Below are 18326 nucleotides of genomic sequence, written 5' to 3' on the forward strand. Positions count from 1 at the left end.
GTCAGATATGTCATTAAAACCTAGTATGCAAAGTCCGTTGTTAACGGAGATTGTGGAACCGAGCGCGCCTGCGGCTATCTCTTGGTTACCTCTATCTACGGGTTGGTTATGTGTGTTTGCACTCTTATGCCTTTACCTTGCTTATCGCGTGTATCTCAAGATAAAGCAGTATCAAGCCAACGCCTATCGCCGCGCTGCGTTAGCAGAACTGGCAAGCCTTCAGAAGTTGGAAGTATTGCCAGTGCTAATTCGACGTGCAGCGCTTTATGCCTACCCAAGGGCCGACGTGGCCAGTTTGATTGGCAGAGATTGGGAGAAATGGCTAGATCAGCGCTGCGCGGGTAGCCACTTTTCGACCCAGTTTGCAGGGCTTTTATCAAACCTTGCCTATATGCCAAGTAGCGCTTTGCAGGATAAACAAATCGAGCAATTCAAGGCTCAGGTTGCGCACTGGCTGAAACACCATGAGGTGAATCATGATTGAATTTGAATACCCATGGATGGCGATACTTTTACTCTTGCCATATGTGGTGTATCGATTCTCACCGGCATATAAAGAGTCGAAATCTTCTTTGCAGGTACCGTTCTTTACACGCTTGGTCGAGGTCTCAGGTGAGCAGCCAACCAAGAGTGCAGCTGAGCTTAATCGTCGCAGGTTGCAGTGGATAATCGTAGTAGTGAGTTATCTCTCTTTAGTTGCAGCACTGATGAAACCTATGTGGGTGGGTGAGCCTATTGAGCAGCGAAAATCAGCTCGAGAAATCATGGTCGCGCTGGATCTTTCTGGCTCTATGTCGGAGCGAGACTTTGTTGATGATGAGGGAAATAAACAAGACAGATTGACCGTAGCTAAGCAGGTATTAAAAGAGTTTGGTGCGAAACGTAAAGACGACCGCCTCGGTTTGATTTTGTTTGCTGATGCTCCTTATGTACAAGCGCCATTTACTGAAGACACTAACACCTGGCTGAATCTTTTAAGCGACGTAGAGCTTGGCTATGCAGGATTTCAGACTGCGTTTGGCGATGCGATTGGACTTTCTATCTCGGTATTTGAGCAAGAGCAAAGCCGTCAGAGGGTAATGATTCTATTAACCGACGGTGATGATACCAGTTCAAAGATGCCACCGATAAAAGCGGCTGAGATTGCGGCTAAATATGGGGTGAAGATCTACACCATAGCTATGGGCGACCCGAGCACCGAAGGGCGATACAAGATGGATATCCCAACGCTAGAAAAGGTATCTGAGCTTACTGGCGGTCAGACGTTCCAAGCCCTAAACCGTCAAGATTTAGAGCAGGCGTACAAAACCATTGATGAGCTTGAAGAGCAAGAGTTTGAGGTACTGTCACACAGACCGAAACACAGCCTGCACCACTACGCATTCGGTATTGGATTTGTCCTTAACTTAGTCACGGTGCTACTGCTTTTGTTAGGTAATTTAAAGTTCATAGGAGGCAGAAAATGGGTGAAATAATCAATCAGCTGTCTCTACAGAATTTGGCAAATTTTCACTTCATGAGGCCGTTCTGGTTGTTGGCGATATTGCCTCTGGCGTTTTTCTGTCGCCAACTCAGTAAGAAGGACAATACTCTTGCCCAGTGGCAGGGAGTCATGTCTAAGAACATGGTCGAGCATCTAACAGTAAACCCAGACGGCAAGCGTAAGGTGACGCCAAAAAAAGCGTTTACTCTGTTTGCATTCATTGCAACCGTGGTTATGGCCGGACCAACATGGAAGCAAGAGACTTCGCCGCTGTTTGAGGATAACTCCGAGCTCATTATCGCGCTGGATGTTTCTATGCAAGGGCAAGATCTAGCACCGTCTCGATTGGTTCGAGCTAAACAGAAGATAAGCCAACTGCTAGAGATGCGAGGGGATGCAAAATCAGGTTTGATCATCTTTGGTGGCAGCGCCCATGTTGCCATGCCAGTGACCAAAGACAGGGCTTTGGCTGCTTATTTCTTAGATGCACTAGAGCCTAACTTGCTACCAGAAAAGACTAGCAAGCCTGATACGGTGTTAGCGCCTATCGATAAGCTGCTTTCTCAATCAAAGGCACCCTCTACGGTATTGATTGTGACCGACAAAACTGAGCCTGAGGCTATCGAAGCGTTCGAGCAGAAGTTTACAGACCTTAAGCACCAGGTCGTAGTGTGGGCAATTGGAGAGTCTGGGTTATCCCAGAGCGAATTGACTCAGTTAGAAACTCTGGCTAAATCAGGTAATGGCTCTTTGGTGCAGTTCACCCATGATGACAGTGATGTTAAGTCGGTGAACAGTGAGATCGAGAATAATCTGTTTGCGGTGCAAGACAATGATCAGCCTTGGCATGACTCAGGTTACTGGCTGCTGTTTTTGATATTACCGATTCAACTGATGTGGTTTAGACGTGGGTGGACCTTGCAATGGTAGTGAAATACAAATGGTGGATCTTGCTTGGTCTAGTGGTGGTTACTCTAGGTTGGGGCGCCTTGTTCCCAAATTCTCTCAAAGATTTCTGGCTATCGCAGGATCAGCAAGCCCAGCTCCATTTTGAGAAGGGGGAATTTGAGCAAGCATCGAATCTGTATCAGGACACTAAATGGAAAGCATACAGCGCATATCTTGCGGGTGACTTTGCTTCGACCATTACCTTATTAAAAGATGCGCAAGATGATGAGTCTCAGTTCTTAATGGCCAATGCTAACGCTTACTCAGGTCAGCTTGAAAAGGCGCTAGAGATGTATACCCAGCTTGCTACGAGCGAGCGATTTGCCAAAGCAGCGACTCACAACATCCAAGTAATGAAGGATGCAATCCAGAAAATCAAAGATGCCCCGCCAGAGGCAATGGAAGCGGAGAAGAAGATTGATGATCGCCAGCTTGCTGACGAAGAGACTGAAGCGGAAGCAACAGAGCAGTTGCAACTTAGCGATGCAGCATGGCTGAAGCAGGTTCGCCAAGACCCATCAAAGTTCTTAAGACAAAAATTTCAGCAGGAGTACGCAAGTGAATAGAGTGAAATTTCAAAACCTGTTTATACAAAGCCTGCTGATTCTGTGTGCTTTGTTCACCAGCCAAAACCTTCTGGCATCTGAGCTGCAAAGCTATATCGATAAGGGTGACATCAAGGTTAGTGTCGAATTAGACAGCGACAAGGTTGTGCCGCGTGAGCAGGTACAAGCTACCCTTGAGATCGTGAGTAAATATCCTCTGAAAGATGAAATAGTCTTGCCGTACCTTAATGTAGATAATGGCATCGTAAAATCTGACGAGCAGGGTGTATTGCGCTCTAGCAAGATGGTAGATGGTGAGCGTTGGTATTCGCAAAGCACCAAGATCTATGTTTACCCAATGCAACAAGGGCGCTTTGTACTGCCAAGCTTTGATGTAGCTGTGACTCTTTTAGATGACAAAACATCGGTATCTGGCGCTATCCAGACGCCTGAGGCGGGCTTTGACGTAACAGCTTCAGGTTCACAACTAGAGTACGTGGCCGGCAGTGCAGCCAGTTTTACTGTTACTGGTGCAAGTGAAGAAGAGCTAGAGAGTGGGGACGCGGTAACATTAACCTATGTACTGAGCGTAAAAGACTCTCACACTATGCTACTGCCTGAGTTTAAAGCTGCGGAGATTGCAGGTGCTGAGCGCTATGTGAAACCGCTACAAAAAGAGAATCAATACAATCGACTGTCAAAGTCCAACACTGCGATACTGACTCAAGAGGTGACTTATATCTTCCCTAACGAGGGGCACTTTACTGTGCCTAGTCAGACTGTGCAGTGGTGGGAGACCGAGTCGAAAAGTATGAAAACACTCGAGCTTGATCAGCAGGTGTTTGTGGTGGGCACGCCAAGCTTGCTTTCAAGTTTGCCTAAGCTGGATCAGATCTGGGTGTATGCACTTCTCGGTGTTATCGCCTTGCTATGGGCGCTTAAGCTGGCTTTTAACAAGATAAAACGAGTGCCGAGGCTAACATCTAAACAGACAAAGGTTCCGCTTTCTAAGCTCTTCTTAAATGCTGTTAAGCACAAAGAGTACGATAAGGCGATCAACCTGGCTCGAGAGTTGTCTCAAGTTAAGGGTGTAGAACTTGAAAGATTTCCTCTGTGGCAAGAAATGCTTGAGCAGACCTATTCGAAGTCGAACGAGGGTTTTACCCATGAGAAGGCGATGGAACTGTTGAGATTGATGTCGACTGTGCCGAGCAAACAGAAAACATCATTTAAGTTTGATTGGCGATTGAATCCACATTAATCCTTATTACTCGCCCTAGAGGTAAAGACTAGGGCGATGCCACCTAAAATAACCGTGCCCGAGATTATCGCGTGTGCGGTTAACGACTCTCCCAATAACAGTGCGCCAATCACCAGCGCCAGAGCTGGCACCGAAAGTTGGCTCACAGCCGCCTGTAATAGGCTGAGACTCTTCATTACTTGATACCATAGAAGGTATCCAAGACCCGAGGCAATGGCGCCAGAGGCAATAGCCAGTAGTGCCCCGTTTAAAGTAATGTGTATGTTGTTAAGTAGAAATGGCGACAAAAACAGCGCCACTATTGAGGCCGAGATAAAGCCCCAGGAAATACCAAGGCTAGGGGATTCAGCCTGCTTACCCAACGCGGTAAAGCCAGCCCAGCAAACTCCCGAACCTATCATGAGTAGCGCAGAGAGCGTATCTGGGCGAGATACTGACGGAAGCATCAGATAGACAAAACCTGCCACTGATACAGATATACCGATGATTTCCAGAGCTTTAAAACGTTCACCTTGCCACCAATAAAGGGCCAACAGACTCAGTTGCACAGCACCAAACAGTAGTAGCGCCCCTGTGCCTGCAGTGAGCTTGAGATAAGCAAAAGAGAACAGTGCCGCGTAACCAAATAGGGATACACCTGCAAGCAGGCTAAATCTCAGGTTCGGTGCAGAGGCTTTTCCTTTGCCGGTGAAAAGTAGCATAACCAGTAATAGCACTGCCCCCGATATTAATCGAAACAGGGTAAATGAGCCCGCGTCTATAAGCCCTTTGGCTAGCGCGAGACGGCACAGTATAGAGTTCGCAGCAAAGGCCAGCATTGCAAGGCCGGTTAGTAAGAAGGTAGACATCAAATCAGTTGGCTTTTTCTCGTTTATCAAACCAGATATTACACAGAGTCATCATACCTAGGCTATCAACATCTGTGCCGCGAAGAGTATCGTGGCTTTTGAACGCCACAGATTTCACCCAAAGTGGCACCAAGCGCTTCTCTTCTAGGTAGCGATCTTCTATATCATTTAAAAATGCACTTTTAGAGGCTCGGGTTTGCTGAAACTCTGTGATCCACTGTCTTTGTTTAAATGGTGTGATCATATTGCAGGCAGATTCGCTCAGCATCAGCCAGTAATAGTGATCGAGCAGCACGTCTGCACCAAACAGGAAGTTGTTTACCCAAATGTCTGCTTCAGCCACGGTTTCCACATACTCGATACTGATCCCTGCGTTGACTAACTCTATCCAAAGCAGTTGTATGGGCTCTTGGTTCTGCACGTGCACTTTGAGCTTAGTAGGGATGTCGCTCATGTTAAGCGCGTCATTGGATTCCAGCTCACGAATCTTGCGATTAGGCAGTATGGTGGAAGTAAGCTCTCGGTCATTGGTGTAGTGTTTATTGAGTACCTGATTGGTGAAGGCACTCAGAGCTAACCGGGTATTGAAGTCCAACCTATGACTGAAGCAAAGTGCCTTGGTTCCCATGGTGGAGTAGCTGCGATCCGCTTTGTTGGCGATATCGTCGATGTGTTCGAACTCAAATAGGTGGCCTACCGAGGTTTTATTTGAGGTAGTGACGTGCCAAAAGTCGGCGCGCTTTAACACCCCATGTACAGCAAAGTACTGAGCATTCTTAACTAAAGACCAATGATCCTTACTGCGATATTCCCAGTGATAAGCACCTGTGCCGTATGGGTAATCCGGCTCAGCATCGTTGTCTAGAAATATCGACGCGTGCACATCGGCAATAGCGTGCAAAAATACAGGGTCATCATGAGTCAGGGTTACTTCCACCCATTGATGATTTACTTCGACACTTTTGATGCTGGAATAGAGCTGATGCGCCACACTATGCTCGTCCATATGAGCGATTAGGTTCTGCTTTACATGCTCTGGCGTTACCAACTCACCGTTATGAAAGTAGACATCGGGTCTGATTCGAAAGTAGTGGGTTAGCCCTTCTTGATAGAACTGGTGAGCAAGGTGTGGCTCGAATGCACCAGTACTGGTGTTGAGTTTAATCAGGGTGTCGAACATTGCTATCACATAGATACCCGCATGGCGATCCGTCATATTCATTGGGTGGCAATAAGGAAGGCTGTATGGCACTAGAGAGACCAACTCATCGGAATGTTCTTTGTCTTCGGAAAGATCGGCTAGCCATTCTGGCAGGTGCTGCTTAAACACGTTGTCGTATTTAAATATATCGGCGTAACGTGAAGCTTCATTCAGCTCACCGTTGGCCACATAAGACTTGAGCACATTACAAAATCTCTCGTGAAAGGAGCTCAGGATCTGCAACTGGGTCTTATTGCCTCGGCCTTTACCTGGGATCCAGTGGATCCACCCAAGCTCGTTAAGGCTTTTCATGATCTTGGCAACGTTACGAGTAGAGCAAGACATCACATCTGCCAGAGTCTGGCTATCTACCGTGGTGGCTTCGGTACCAAAGTAGCTGTCGAGCTGTTTTAATCTTTGCAGGTGAATAGTACTGCTGGGTCTTTCCATCATGAGTCAAATCGTAAAACAAGAAGTTAATATTTTAGATCAGAAAAGGGCAGTTCGACTTTTTAGAACATTAAAACCATTAATGCCAATAAGACTACTTTGCCCAATATAGAAAATAATACGGAAGGCTTATTCGTCTTCGTATTCTGGGCGCCATGATAGAGCACTGGCAATGCTACCCACGACCACCGCATCTTTTTGTTCCGGAGTCAGATCTTCCATCATTTGAATGCTGATATGGCTGTTGGTTTCCGTAGCCGCTACCTCTTTACCGTTCAGCATGAAGCTGTAGCCCAGTGGATAGCCGCCGGAGAAGGAGGAGCCTTGAGCTGTTTTAACCGCGGCAACTTGAAGAGTGGTTCCATCAAGGGTAATAGAGCCTTTTTCATCGGCATCGCCAATGAGCTTGCGCTCCGGCTTGATTGAATAGCTACCGACTTTTTGATTTTCCACCAGAATGTCACATTCAAACGGGTCGCTACTCGCCATATTGATACCTCCAAGAGTTAAGCCTCCTTGGTCACCATGGCAAGCGAGTTTCCAGTTTTGATTGGAATCTACCTTAGTGATTTCGGCTGCTAGTCCTCCTTCAGCGGTACCATATACACCAAACCAGTCAGTGCTTGAGGCATCTCGTGTAAACTTACCTTTATATAAACCGGCAACATCAAAGGTACCCTCTGTACCAAATCCGCCAAACTGTCCATCTACAGAAACAGCCATGGATGGCAGGCTGGCGACTTCGTCAGATTTTTGCATGACTGCAGTTGAAACACAGCCTGTAAGAGCAGAGGCGATCAGCACGCCGAGAGTCGCAGTTTTGATTGTTATGTTTTTCATGGTGAACCCTTTTTCGTTATTTCTGGCGACAATATAAGCACCCTTATGCATTGAAAAGAGGAATAGGTTCGGGAAAGGTGTTCCTGTTTTATTGTGATCTAAATCACTATATTGCGTGCAAGGCTATTCATGGGGGGACTAATATGAAAGCTCTTAAATATGCACTCTTATCGACAGTGGCATTCGCATCGTTCGCAAATGCAGGGACAGTTAGTGACTTTTTTGATGGTGTATCAGTTGGTGCTGGTTACATTAATGAGTCGGGTAAGGATATAAACGTTTCAGGCTCGTCTAACCGTTCAGATGGCTTTGAGTTGTATTCGCAAGCTCCAATCAACGACTATTTGTTTGTTGACTCACGATACTCTTGGACCCAAGAAGACTTCAGTGCTCAGACAAAAGCAGGTTATCAGAAAACGGCTGAATTAAAGCGCGATCACCTTCAAGCAAGTGTTGGTGCAGGCTATCCATACAAGGTTTCTGATTCTGTTCAGTTGAAACCATTCGTTAAAACGGGTTGGTCGTGGGATAAAGCTAAGTTCGATACCACTTATCCTGGATTCGATACTCATGGCTCTAAAAGTGACAACAGCTTCACCCTTGGTACAGGCGTAGAAGCACAATTTGGCCATCACTTCGTAAGCACAGTGAACTACACCAAAGAGACCAGCGGCTTCAAGATGGAGCAAGTAAGTTTCGACCTAGGTTATCGTTTCTAACAAGCCAGACAAACTAAATATTCAATAAAAAAGCGGGGATCGGTGCATGATCCCCGCTTTTCTATTTTTACACTAGTTTATCGATGTCATCTAAGTCGTCTATGCGGGACGCAAGAGGGTTGAACAATACCAGTGGCAGTTTTTTATGAGTCGCGACATGGAAGGCATTTCGATTCAGTTGTTGGTGCAACCGTTTCCTGTGCTTCGCATGGCGGCTGACCTGCAGCCTACGCCTATTACTCAGACTATTCATATGGGGCACCACTACTTTATTCAGATTCGAAATTAAAAACACGAACAGTTCATGAAGAAGTGTTCGTGTTTTAAGTATGTACGTTATTTATACAATTTCCCACCTAAATGACGAAAGGGGGATCTCTATCATGAATAAAGTAAAACTGGCTCTGATCTTTGCAGGCTTAACACTAGGTGGCGCAAATCTGGCCCATGCGGAGAACTTCTTCTCTGGGATTACTATGGGGGCGGGTTACGCGAAAGGTAGCGTGAATATGGACGGGGACTCGTTAGTAAAACCTGATGGATACAGCGTCTTTTCTCGTGGCTATCTTGTTAAGTCATATAAAGATTATCTTTTTACTGACTTTCGCGTGGTCACCGAATCGGGCAAGAGACAACAATTCAAACTTGATCGTACAAGTTATCAAGCATCACTTGGTTTGGGTTATCCATTCCATGTAGCGAACAGTATTTCAATGAAGCCTTATGTCCAAACGGGTTGGGCTTGGAATTCACTTAAAGGTAAACAATCAGGTCAAACTCAAAAGCATCATGATAATGGTGTGCTATTGGGTGTGGGTCTTGAAACCCAATTTGGAGATCATTTCGTCACAAGTATTGGTTACACAACTTCTAAGGGACAAAACGATTTTTCCTACGAAAACACAATGTTTGACTTAGGGTACAAATTCTAACCTTCATATGCCCAGATGAAAATCTGGGCACTCGTTACATAATCCATACTCCGTATCTAGTTTTATATTCTCATTCCTTTATCATTGGCAAAGCACTTTCAAAAATGGATTGGTAATGCGAATTCTACACACCTCAGATTGGCATCTCGGACAAAACTTCTTCAATAAAAACAGACGCTCTGAGCATCAGGCTTTTCTCGACTGGCTTCTTACCACCGCAAAAGAAAATGATGTCAACGCCATCATAGTGGCAGGGGATATCTTTGATACCAGCACACCGCCAAGTTATGCGCGTGAGCTTTATAACCAGTTCGTAGTTGGGGCCAATAAGCTTGATTGCCAGCTGATCCTTCTTGGAGGCAACCATGACTCGGTTTCTGTTCTGAATGAGTCGAAGAACCTTCTGAAATATCTGCGTGCAGATGTTGTGGCTCATGCTTCAGGAGAGGATAAAGAGCAGGTGGTTTCAATTTTGGACAGTGATGGCCAAGTAGGGGCCTTGGTGTGTGCGATTCCATTTATTAGGCCGCAAGATGTGATGAGCAGTCAGTCTGGTGTTAAAGCTACGGAAAAACAGCAGCAACTCGGAGAGGCCATCAAAGCGCACTACCACAAGCTTTATCTTGAAGCTCAGTCTCAGCAAGCAGAGCTTGAATCCCAGCTTGGTAAAAAGGTGCCTATCATAGCCACTGGCCACCTAACCGCGCTTGGTGTGACTCAGTCAGAGTCAGTGAGGGATATCTATATCGGCACATTGGAAGGTTTTGCCAGTGATGCCTTTCCGCCAGCTGATTACATCGCTTTAGGCCATATCCACAGACCACAGATCGTGGGGAAGAAAGAGAACATTCGTTATTCAGGTTCGCCAATTCCACTTAGTTTCGATGAGCTCAAATCCAATAAACAGGTGGTAATGGTCGAATTTGAAAATACGACACCAAACATCCATCCAATCGCAGTGCCAAATTTCCAACCTATGGCGAGCCTTAAAGGCGATCTTCACTCAATCGAAGAGCAACTTGCAGCATTCAAACAGAGTGAGCAAACCATTTGGCTCTCCATTGAGGTGTCTGAACAAGATTTTCTGAGCGATCTTCAACAGCGCATCGCCGAAATGGTGAAAGGGCTAAATGTAGAGGTTCTGCAATTAAGACGTGCCCGCACCTCAGCAAAACAGGCTATTGAGCAGAAGAAAACTGAAACCCTTGCTGAGCTAAAACCGCAGGACGTGTTCAAGCGTAGACTCGAGCTTGAAACCCTCACCAGCGAGCAAGAACAAGCTCGTATTGAGCGTATTTCTCTTACCTTTGGCGAGATACTCAACCAAGTAGAGCTTGATGGTGAGGAGCAGCATTAATGAAGATCTTATCTTTAGAATTTGAAAACCTGAACTCTTTGAAAGGTCGCTGGAAGCTCGATTTCACTCAGCAACCTTTTACCGATTCAGGCCTATTTGCCATCACCGGTCCAACAGGTGCGGGTAAAACCACAATACTCGACGCTATATGTTTAGCCCTTTACCACAGAACCCCGCGTCTTGGTTCCGTTACTCATACCAATAACGAGATCATGACCCGAGGCACAGCAGAATGTTTTGCTGAGGTTGAGTTTGAGGTTAAAGGTGTCGCGTATCGCTCTAACTGGTCGATGCGCCGCTCAAGAGGCAAGGTCGATGGCAATATGCAAAGCGCCAAGGCTGAGATTGCGGAGGTGGCAAGTGGAAAGATTCTAGCCTCAGCGATCAAACAGAAACTAGAAAAGGTGAACGAGTTAACCGGTCTGGATTTCTCACGCTTCACTAAATCTATGATGCTGTCCCAAGGACAGTTCGCAGCATTTTTGAATGCTGATGCCAATGATAGAGCAGAGCTTCTAGAAGAGCTTACCGGCACTGAGATCTACGGCTTGATCTCTGAGGCGGTATACAGCCGATTCAAGCTTGAAGACGAAAAACTGAAACAGCTAAAAGCTAAAGCAGACGGTGTGAATCTTCTAAGTGAAGAAGAGCGTGAAGAGTTGACTCAAACTCGAACTGAGCTCGAGGCGAACCAGAAAAAGTTAGCAACGGCATTAGCTCAACTTGAAGATCAGATGCGCTGGTGGCGTGACCTAGAAACGGCGCAAAGCAGTGTTACTGAGGCTAGTAACGAGAAGCAAAAGTTAGCTGAAACACTTAGGTCTCACGAGGTCGAACTTTCTAAGTTAGAAAAGAGTATTCCTGCGCATGCGATTTTCCCAAATTACTCAGAACTGCGAAAAATAGCTGGTGATCTAGCTGAGGAAAAGCAAGGGCTTGAGCAGGGCAAACAGGCACTGGCAGATTTAACTCAGTTATTGGCTAAGCAAGATAAACTGAAAACCACAGCTGAAAAATCTCATGCTGAACAGAGGCAAAAGCTAGACAATCTAGATGCTTTGGCAATCAAGGTTCGTCCTATGCTCACTGAGATAAACTCTTTAAACAAAGAGCTAGATGCTAAGAGTAAACTCATTAATGAATCGGCCAATGAGCTGTTAGATAAATCTGATGCGCTTAAAGCTAAATCAAGTGAGCTGAACGAGATCAAAGAGTCTCAAGCAAAAATCACGAGTTATCTAAAAAATAATGCTAAGCATGAGCATCTAGCGACCGAAATCGTGCAGATACGAAATGATGCCAACACCCTAGGGGATAAACAGAACCAACGAGCAGATAAAACATCGAGCTTGCACAAGTTGGTTAAGGATAAACAAGAGCAATCCGAAGCTAACGGTAAGTTAGAAGAGAGACTCAACATTCAGCTGCAGGAGCAAACGAAACTTCAGCAGGCATTCGCACAAGTTAAGCAGAAGCTAGAGCAATTCAAAACGCAAAACTCCCTAGAAAATATCGAAGCGAAGCGAGACTTTGTTGAGCGTTGCTACATGCAGCAAGCAGAACTGAAGCGTCTAAGTAGTAGCTATATCTCCGCTGTTAATGGTATTGCAGATGTAAACCAAGAGCAGGGTAAGCTTAAGAAAGATCTCCAAATACATTCTGCTGAGCGCGAGCGTTTGTTAGAGCGATATCAGGACAAGAAGAAACTTATCGCCAGCCTCGAAAAGCAAATCGGCCAAGAGGGTGAACTTGCTAAGTACCGTGCAATGTTAAAGCACGGTGAAGCATGTCCGCTTTGTGGCTCAAGCGAACATAGTATCGAGCAAAGCCGAGACATCGTTGAATTGACTCAGCAAAAGCAGCAAGAGGATGAGCTTTGCTCTGAAATAGAGGCGCGAGGTAAAAATGTAAGAGAGTCCTTAATCGATATCGAGCACAAGCTGAAAGCGACATCCAAGTCACTTGAGTCTTTCGAGAAACAAAAGAGCGATGCTATCTCTCAATGGTCTTCTTTGGTCGAAGGCTTAAATGCACAAGCGGTCTCAGTGGGCCAAGGTGAGATTTTAGTTGGACTAGCTTTAGATAGCGCTGATTCCATTGTTGCATTTATTGAACTTGTTTCTAAAGAGCTCAATATAATCAATGACTTAAATAAGGATTTGGTGAGCCTTGAAAAAGCTAAGCAAGAGGCAGAATCAAATAGCACTTTAAGTGACAATGTAACTAATGGTCTGCAAAATGAGCTCAATTTGGCGCGGCAAAGTCTTAATACTTTTATTGAGAACGAGGTTTCCGCTCTGAAAGAAGAGGAGGCTCTAACTGATGCGGTTCGTGATAGTAAGCTGGCACTTCAACAGCGTATCACTGGTTTAGGGTATGAAATTCCTGAGCTTTCTCTGATATTCAAGTGGCTAGAAGAGCGTGAACTCGAAGCCCAAATCTGGAAGAGGAATAAACAGCGCGAGCAAGACAACCTAACCAAGATCGCAAGCCTTGTAAGTGAAACAGGAACGCTACAGGGGCGAACCGAAGAGCTCGAGAAAGGAATTGAGACCCACAAATTTACCATCGGAGAGCTTCGAGAATCTTTAGATAAGGTTACTACTGAAAAGCTCACCATCTACAAAGGTGATGATATTGAAGCAGAGCTTTCAGGGCAGAAGAGCGAGTTGTTCCAGCAATCTGAGAAACTAGAAGCGGTCAAACAGTTGCATGCTGAAGCTAAGGGTGAAGTAGATAAACAAACCACCAAACTTGAAGCCTCAAGAGAGCAGATAACTAAGCTGACTAACCGAGAGTCTGAATCAAATAGTGAGTGGCAAATTGCACTGTCAAATAGCATCTTTGATAGTGAACAAGACTTTGTATCTGCGTTGCTGCCAAAGGAAAAACATGAGCAGTTGTTGTCACTTAAAACTACCTTGGACAAACAGTCGCTTGAAGCAGAGACACGATTCGATGCTGCTAACACAGGCTTAAATAAACTCAAGCAAAGCGAGATAGCTGAAAACATTCCGCGGAAAGAAGAGGTTGAGCTTGCTCTATCTGAGTCCAAAGCTAGCCAAGCCGATTTGCAAGGTAAGTTGGGTGGTATAGCGGAGCGCATTAAGCTCGACGATGAGAACCGCGAAAACCAGAAGCAGCTGTTTGAAGATATCCTTAAGGCTCAAGCAAGCTACGATGACATGGCGTATCTGAACTCTCTGATTGGCTCGCAAAAAGGGGATAAATTCCGTAAGTTTGCCCAAGGTCTAACACTTGAGAACCTCGTTTATTTAGCCAATAAACACCTGCAACGCCTGCATGGTCGCTACGAGTTGAAACGAAATCTTGATGATGGACTGGCTCTTCAAGTGATGGATTTGTGGCAAGGGGATGTAGTGCGAGATACCAAGACACTCTCTGGTGGCGAAAGCTTCCTTGTAAGTCTGGCCTTAGCGCTGTCACTGTCAGATCTTGTTAGCCATAAGACCAGTATCGACTCACTGTTCCTCGACGAAGGCTTCGGGACCCTAGACCCAGAAACCTTAGATCTAGCCTTGGATGCACTGGATACCTTAAATGCCACAGGCAAGATGATAGGTGTAATAAGTCACGTTAACGCCCTGAAAGAGCGAGTGCCAGTGCAGATCAAAGTCAGCAAGAAAGTAGGGCTGGGTGAGAGTCAATTGGCTCGAGAGTTTGCGGTTAGCTAAGTACTTTGAGGCGCTCATAGAGCGCCTTTATCAAACTAATTGTATTTATAGAATAATGGCTTATTGCTAAAGGAATTTTGATATGTCGCTGGCAAGCTTAAAGTCGAGACTCGTTAAGCTTCCTACCTCATGTGTCGTTAGTGACAAGTCAACCTTGGCGTACGAATTGTAAATTTCGGGATGATGGTTGAGTTTCTCAGAGCAGAGGGCAACTTGAGTGAGAAAGCCAAATGCTTCGATGAACGAGTTGAACTTGATGGAAGTAAATAATTTTTCTTTTTTTAGCTCCCAAGTTAAAGACGAGTTCTCATTGAGGCGGGTGAGTTCAATTAGTACTTCTTCATCATTTAATACGTTTTTCATGCGTGCACCTATACATGTCTATAGATGGGCTTTGTCTACTAACCATTTCCAAAGATGATATGCCCTGAGCTTTCCTGTTTAGACTAGTCTTGTTTGTCAATTCTGCCATCCAACACCCTGCCGGCGGTGTTTATAGTTCTTGCGAGAGCGATTCTATGGCTTGTTGTATGGATGAAAACTGTATTTTGGTTAAGCACATTTCGGCCTTTGCAAACTCATGTTCTTGGATCAGTTGAGTTACTGCGGCTAGAGAGAACCGTTTCTCTTCTGCCTCAAATATATACTCACCTCCCTTAGCTAAGATGGTAAAGCAATGTCCATTACTATCTATGAGCCAGTCTGTTTTATACCAAATTAAGTCATCTAGCTCGGTTTTTAGGTGACGTTCTGAGTCTAAGTAAATTAGCTCAGAGTCACCTTCTAATTTGAAAATACATGGCCAAAGAATCAATTATCTACACCGTTAAAAATTGTTTTACGTGAGGTTCTCGTACCACAGTTCGTGAAATAACTCTGGCTCACGTTTTGCACCCGTAGATTCATATAGTGATAATGCTGCTTTGTTATCGATGTTAGTACCGACCCAGCAACTTGATACTCCTTGATTGCGTAACTGTTCTTTTAGCAAGTTAACCATGTGAGTGCCGATTCTTTTTTTACGAAAGTTTGGGCTTACTTCTATCTCATAGAAATAGGCCATGTGTGCGGTTCGTTCCAGTCTTGGCATTATGTAGGCAGTCAGAAATCCGATAGGTTTATCGTCGTATGTTGCAAGTATCAATATGTTGTTGGTGTTAGACAGGAAGCTATGTAAATGTTTCGTGGTTGAAGTCTGCAGATCGCCTTCGTTTCTTGGAAGAAGCTCCTTTATTGCTAGTCGTGCAAGCTCTTCATCGCCATGGCTTAGTCGCCTAATACCTAATTTATCGTCACACATGGATAGTCCTTGGGTATCAGAGGGAGATATTTAAGAATGAGATTTCTCTTTCTATCTTGTGTTCAAGTTAGGTCAAATTCAATTGGTATCAATGGGTTATGTGATTAACCTAGATGAATAAACCTAGGTATAAAAAAGCAAAGCCGAAATAGGGCTTTGCTTTCATATCAGCGTAGAGAAGCTATCAACTCGTCTTACGATTAAGCACCTCAACCTGACTAATCACCCCGAATGCTTCGTCGCCTTTCTTAGCTAACTCTAAGCTCTCAATCGTCTTCTCGGCAATATGTCCCAAATTCTGTTTGATAGTAGTGAGCTCACCCGATACCAAAGGAAGATCATCGAAACCCGTCACCGCGATATCTTTTGGAACGTTTAAAGGTTGATGTTTGATTACCTCGAGTACGCCAAGGGCTATCTCATCGCTGTTACACACTAACGCATCGTATTCTTCTAGTAGATGCAGGTTACGATAGAAGTAGGAGCAGACGTGCATCCCTTGGAAATGATTGCCTACAAATTCAATGGTGTGGGGGGGCAGGCCGGCACTTTCTAGGGCACTGGTGTAGCCTTGGTGACGGCTATTTTGCTCTGCGGATTCCGTGTCTTTCGCCACTACAAAAGCAATACGTTTCTTGCCACGGTTAATCAGATCTAGGGTGAGTTGTCTTATCCCCATAAATTCATCGGGTGCGACCCACCAGCCATTGATCTTCTTACCTACATTTACAAATGGAATGCCTTGTCTGCGCAGGCTTTCCAGTCTGTGATCGTTCTCATTAGCCGCTAATACAATGCAGCTCGACGCCTTGTCTTTTACTGAATCTACATCTTCGTGATAGACAATTTCTGCAACCAATCCCTTACGTTGCAGCATCTCCAACATATGATTATAGAAGAGGGTGACATAGGGCGAGAGTTGCGAGTCGTTGCTCGAGAGCAGGATTGCAACGGTGACGTCCTTGCCACTAGAGAGTTTTCTGGCGGTGAGGCTAGGGTTGTAGTTTAACGCTTTGCAGGTGTCGAGCACCTTTTGTCTGGTAGCTTCACCGACACCACCTTTACCATTTATGGTTCTGCTGACAGATGCTACCGAGACCCCAGCCAGTTCGGCGACTTTCTTTATATTTATTGGACTGCTCATTCGATCCTATTTACCACTGCGCCTTTCTAGGGAGGCTTTTCCTTTGACCCTGACTATTCTGTATCTAAGAAACCGGTTACGCAAGTGTTTACCTCTCAAAAGCCAAATTAGGGGTAAATATAGGTATTTCTATTCATTGTACTCATGAAAGTTGTGATTTCTGTCACGTAGATCTTATGGCTTACGTAACCGGTTACGTAAGTGTCGCTTTGATCACAGATATGCAATTAGATTTCTTGATAGCTTAATAATGAACAAAGCGAACTGACACTAAATCGGTTTAGTCATAAAGCCGGTTTGAATGCGGAGCCAATAATGAAAAAAGCACTAGCCCTACTTATCCCAGCTGTCCTGCTTGCAGGTTGTGGCGCGGATGACAACTCAAAGTCCAACAGAACTCAAATTACTATCCTAGGTACCATCAAAGGGGAGATAGGTCCTCAATTTGAAGATGCCATCGATGCATACAATGCCTCTCAAGAGCAGTATGAGTTGGTTTCACTTCCTCTAGATGGCAATGCCTACGAGAAAATGACCGCTATGTACGCCTCAAATAAAGCGCCGACCATTATGGTGATGGGTCAAGAGGCACAAGAGCTGCAAGACAAGCTGATGGATTTCAGCCAAACCGAGATCTTGTCTCATGCCTATCCTGGTACCTATGACGTGGTGACTCACGACGAGCGCGTACTGGGTCTACCAATCACGGTTGAGTCGTTTGGGTTCCTGTATAACCAAGCGGTTTTAAACAAAGCAGTCGGTGGCGAGTTTGACCCAAGCTCTATCGCCACTCAGGACGACCTTTCAAATCTATTTAAGCAGGTCTCAGCGCTAGAAAATGTGGATGCAGTAAGCGTCTCGCCGATGGACTGGTCGCTTGGCGCTCACTTTACCAACGTTCTATTTGCTAACCAGGCCGGTGATATCGACGCAAACCTTGAAGCGCTAGAAGCGATCAAAGCGGGTGAGGTGTCCCTTAACGATAACAGTGTATATCAGGGATGGCTTACGACCTTCGATCTTATGAAGGAGTACAACAAGTCTAAGCGTGCGCCACTGGCACCTACCTATGATGACAGCGCTATGGCTCTGGCTGCCGGTGAAGTGGGCATGTGGTTCCAGGGCAACTGGGCGTATTCAACCTTGCTCGAGCTAAATGCTGAAGGCGAATATGGCATCCTGCCAGTGCCTGTGAACAATGATGAAAGCTTCAAGGGTAACAATGCCATCTCGGTAGGCGTGCCTATGTACTTTACTGTGGACGCTTCTCAGTCATCACCTGAGCAACGTGAGGGTGCACTGGACTTCTTCAACTGGCTGTTTACCTCGCAAGAGGGCACCGATGCCTATGTAAACAAGATGCACTTTATTCCGGTTTACGACAACATCGAGATTGAGCCGCACGACAAGCTTTCTCAAACCATACTGGCCAAAATGAAAGCGGGTGAGACGCTGAACTGGGTCAATATGTACTATCCGGGTGACGCCTTCCCATCTATGGGCGCATCTATGCAGAAATACCTGGCAGGCGTTATCGATAAACATGCGCTAGCGACAGAATTTGAGAAGTATTGGACTTCTAAATAGCCCTTAGGTGGGTGAA

17 protein-coding genes and 2 pseudogenes are annotated in these 18326 nt (G+C 45.5%); 12 read left to right on the forward strand and 7 right to left on the reverse strand.

The window, feature by feature from the left end; translation table 11 throughout:
- Window positions 1–7: 7 nt before the first annotated feature.
- From Pcarn_RS06220 to Pcarn_RS06240, 5 genes are read left to right on the forward strand one after another with little or no spacing between them, the layout of a single operon-like run.
- Window positions 8–484 carry a DUF4381 domain-containing protein gene (locus tag Pcarn_RS06220; RefSeq protein ID WP_261835517.1) on the forward strand — a complete coding sequence of 159 codons (477 nt, stop codon included), beginning with the start codon at window positions 8–10 and terminating at the stop codon, window positions 482–484.
- A complete protein-coding gene (locus tag Pcarn_RS06225) occupies window positions 477–1475 on the forward strand; it encodes a vWA domain-containing protein (RefSeq protein WP_261835518.1) in 999 nt (332 codons plus the stop codon). The genes Pcarn_RS06220 and Pcarn_RS06225 overlap by 8 nt, the downstream gene beginning before the upstream one ends.
- On the forward strand, window positions 1463–2413 hold the full coding sequence (locus Pcarn_RS06230) for a vWA domain-containing protein (RefSeq protein ID WP_261835519.1): 951 nt from the start codon (window positions 1463–1465) through the stop codon (window positions 2411–2413). Before Pcarn_RS06225 ends, Pcarn_RS06230 begins: the two co-directional genes overlap by 13 nt.
- The gene (locus Pcarn_RS06235) at window positions 2407–2997 is read left to right on the forward strand and encodes a hypothetical protein (RefSeq protein ID WP_261835520.1); all 591 of its coding nucleotides are present in this window, start codon (window positions 2407–2409) and stop codon (window positions 2995–2997) included. Before Pcarn_RS06230 ends, Pcarn_RS06235 begins: the two co-directional genes overlap by 7 nt.
- Window positions 2990–4237: a hypothetical protein gene (locus Pcarn_RS06240; RefSeq protein WP_261835521.1), complete on the forward strand. Its 1248-nt coding sequence runs from the start codon at window positions 2990–2992 to the stop codon at window positions 4235–4237. The genes Pcarn_RS06235 and Pcarn_RS06240 overlap by 8 nt, the downstream gene beginning before the upstream one ends.
- Here Pcarn_RS06240 and Pcarn_RS06245 read toward each other — a convergent pair.
- The 3 genes from Pcarn_RS06245 to Pcarn_RS06255 all read right to left on the reverse strand — a co-directional run bounded on the left by Pcarn_RS06245 (window position 4234) and on the right by Pcarn_RS06255 (window position 7576).
- Window positions 4234–5085 (reverse strand): DMT family transporter, encoded by an 852-nt coding sequence (locus tag Pcarn_RS06245; RefSeq protein WP_261835522.1) that lies wholly within the window; start codon window positions 5083–5085, stop codon window positions 4234–4236. The genes Pcarn_RS06240 and Pcarn_RS06245 overlap by 4 nt on opposite strands.
- 4 nt (window positions 5086–5089) lie before the next feature.
- Complete coding sequence (locus tag Pcarn_RS06250) at window positions 5090–6739, reverse strand: SgrR family transcriptional regulator (protein ID WP_261835523.1); 1650 nt, start codon at window positions 6737–6739, stop codon at window positions 5090–5092.
- Between the two features lie 126 nt (window positions 6740–6865).
- Complete coding sequence (locus Pcarn_RS06255) at window positions 6866–7576, reverse strand: VV20781 family protein (protein WP_261835524.1); 711 nt, start codon at window positions 7574–7576, stop codon at window positions 6866–6868.
- Window positions 7577–7719: 143 nt separating this feature from the next.
- Between Pcarn_RS06255 and Pcarn_RS06260 the strand changes: the two genes are divergently transcribed.
- The 6 genes and pseudogenes from Pcarn_RS06260 to Pcarn_RS22195 form a co-directional block, all read left to right on the forward strand.
- A complete protein-coding gene (locus tag Pcarn_RS06260) occupies window positions 7720–8295 on the forward strand; it encodes a porin family protein (protein WP_261835525.1) in 576 nt (191 codons plus the stop codon).
- Window positions 8296–8440: 145 nt separating this feature from the next.
- Entirely contained in the window at window positions 8441–8584 is a 144-nt protein-coding gene (locus tag Pcarn_RS06265) for a hypothetical protein (protein WP_261835526.1), read from the forward strand.
- Between the two features lie 94 nt (window positions 8585–8678).
- Window positions 8679–9227 (forward strand): porin family protein, encoded by a 549-nt coding sequence (locus tag Pcarn_RS06270; RefSeq protein ID WP_261835527.1) that lies wholly within the window; start codon window positions 8679–8681, stop codon window positions 9225–9227.
- 115 nt (window positions 9228–9342) lie between these two features.
- Window positions 9343–10584 carry an exonuclease subunit SbcD gene (gene sbcD / locus Pcarn_RS06275; protein WP_261835528.1) on the forward strand — a complete coding sequence of 414 codons (1242 nt, stop codon included), beginning with the start codon at window positions 9343–9345 and terminating at the stop codon, window positions 10582–10584.
- Window positions 10584–11301 (forward strand): annotated as a pseudogene (locus Pcarn_RS22190) (AAA family ATPase); the annotation flags it as partial. The gene sbcD and the pseudogene Pcarn_RS22190, both read left to right, overlap by 1 nt.
- 2081 nt (window positions 11302–13382) lie before the next feature.
- Window positions 13383–14279: pseudogene (locus Pcarn_RS22195) on the forward strand (SbcC/MukB-like Walker B domain-containing protein); the annotation flags it as partial.
- 66 nt (window positions 14280–14345) lie between these two features.
- Here Pcarn_RS22195 and Pcarn_RS06285 read toward each other — a convergent pair.
- From Pcarn_RS06285 to Pcarn_RS06300, 4 genes are all read right to left on the reverse strand, one after another.
- A complete protein-coding gene (locus Pcarn_RS06285; protein WP_261835530.1) occupies window positions 14346–14642 on the reverse strand; it encodes a 4a-hydroxytetrahydrobiopterin dehydratase in 297 nt (98 codons plus the stop codon).
- Between the two features lie 130 nt (window positions 14643–14772).
- Window positions 14773–15093: a DUF4144 domain-containing protein gene (locus tag Pcarn_RS06290; RefSeq protein ID WP_261835531.1), complete on the reverse strand. Its 321-nt coding sequence runs from the start codon at window positions 15091–15093 to the stop codon at window positions 14773–14775.
- Between the two features lie 24 nt (window positions 15094–15117).
- Window positions 15118–15579 (reverse strand): GNAT family N-acetyltransferase, encoded by a 462-nt coding sequence (locus Pcarn_RS06295; protein WP_261835532.1) that lies wholly within the window; start codon window positions 15577–15579, stop codon window positions 15118–15120.
- Between the two features lie 184 nt (window positions 15580–15763).
- Window positions 15764–16723 carry a LacI family DNA-binding transcriptional regulator gene (locus tag Pcarn_RS06300; RefSeq protein WP_261835533.1) on the reverse strand — a complete coding sequence of 320 codons (960 nt, stop codon included), beginning with the start codon at window positions 16721–16723 and terminating at the stop codon, window positions 15764–15766.
- A 315-nt stretch (window positions 16724–17038) separates the two neighbouring features.
- On the opposite strand from Pcarn_RS06300, the gene Pcarn_RS06305 reads away from it, so the two are divergent.
- Window positions 17039–18310: an ABC transporter substrate-binding protein gene (locus tag Pcarn_RS06305; RefSeq protein WP_261835534.1), complete on the forward strand. Its 1272-nt coding sequence runs from the start codon at window positions 17039–17041 to the stop codon at window positions 18308–18310.
- Window positions 18311–18326: the final 16 nt, after the last annotated feature.

This window comes from Vibrio ishigakensis (assembly GCF_024347675.1).
GTDB lineage: Bacteria > Pseudomonadota > Gammaproteobacteria > Enterobacterales > Vibrionaceae > Vibrio > Vibrio ishigakensis.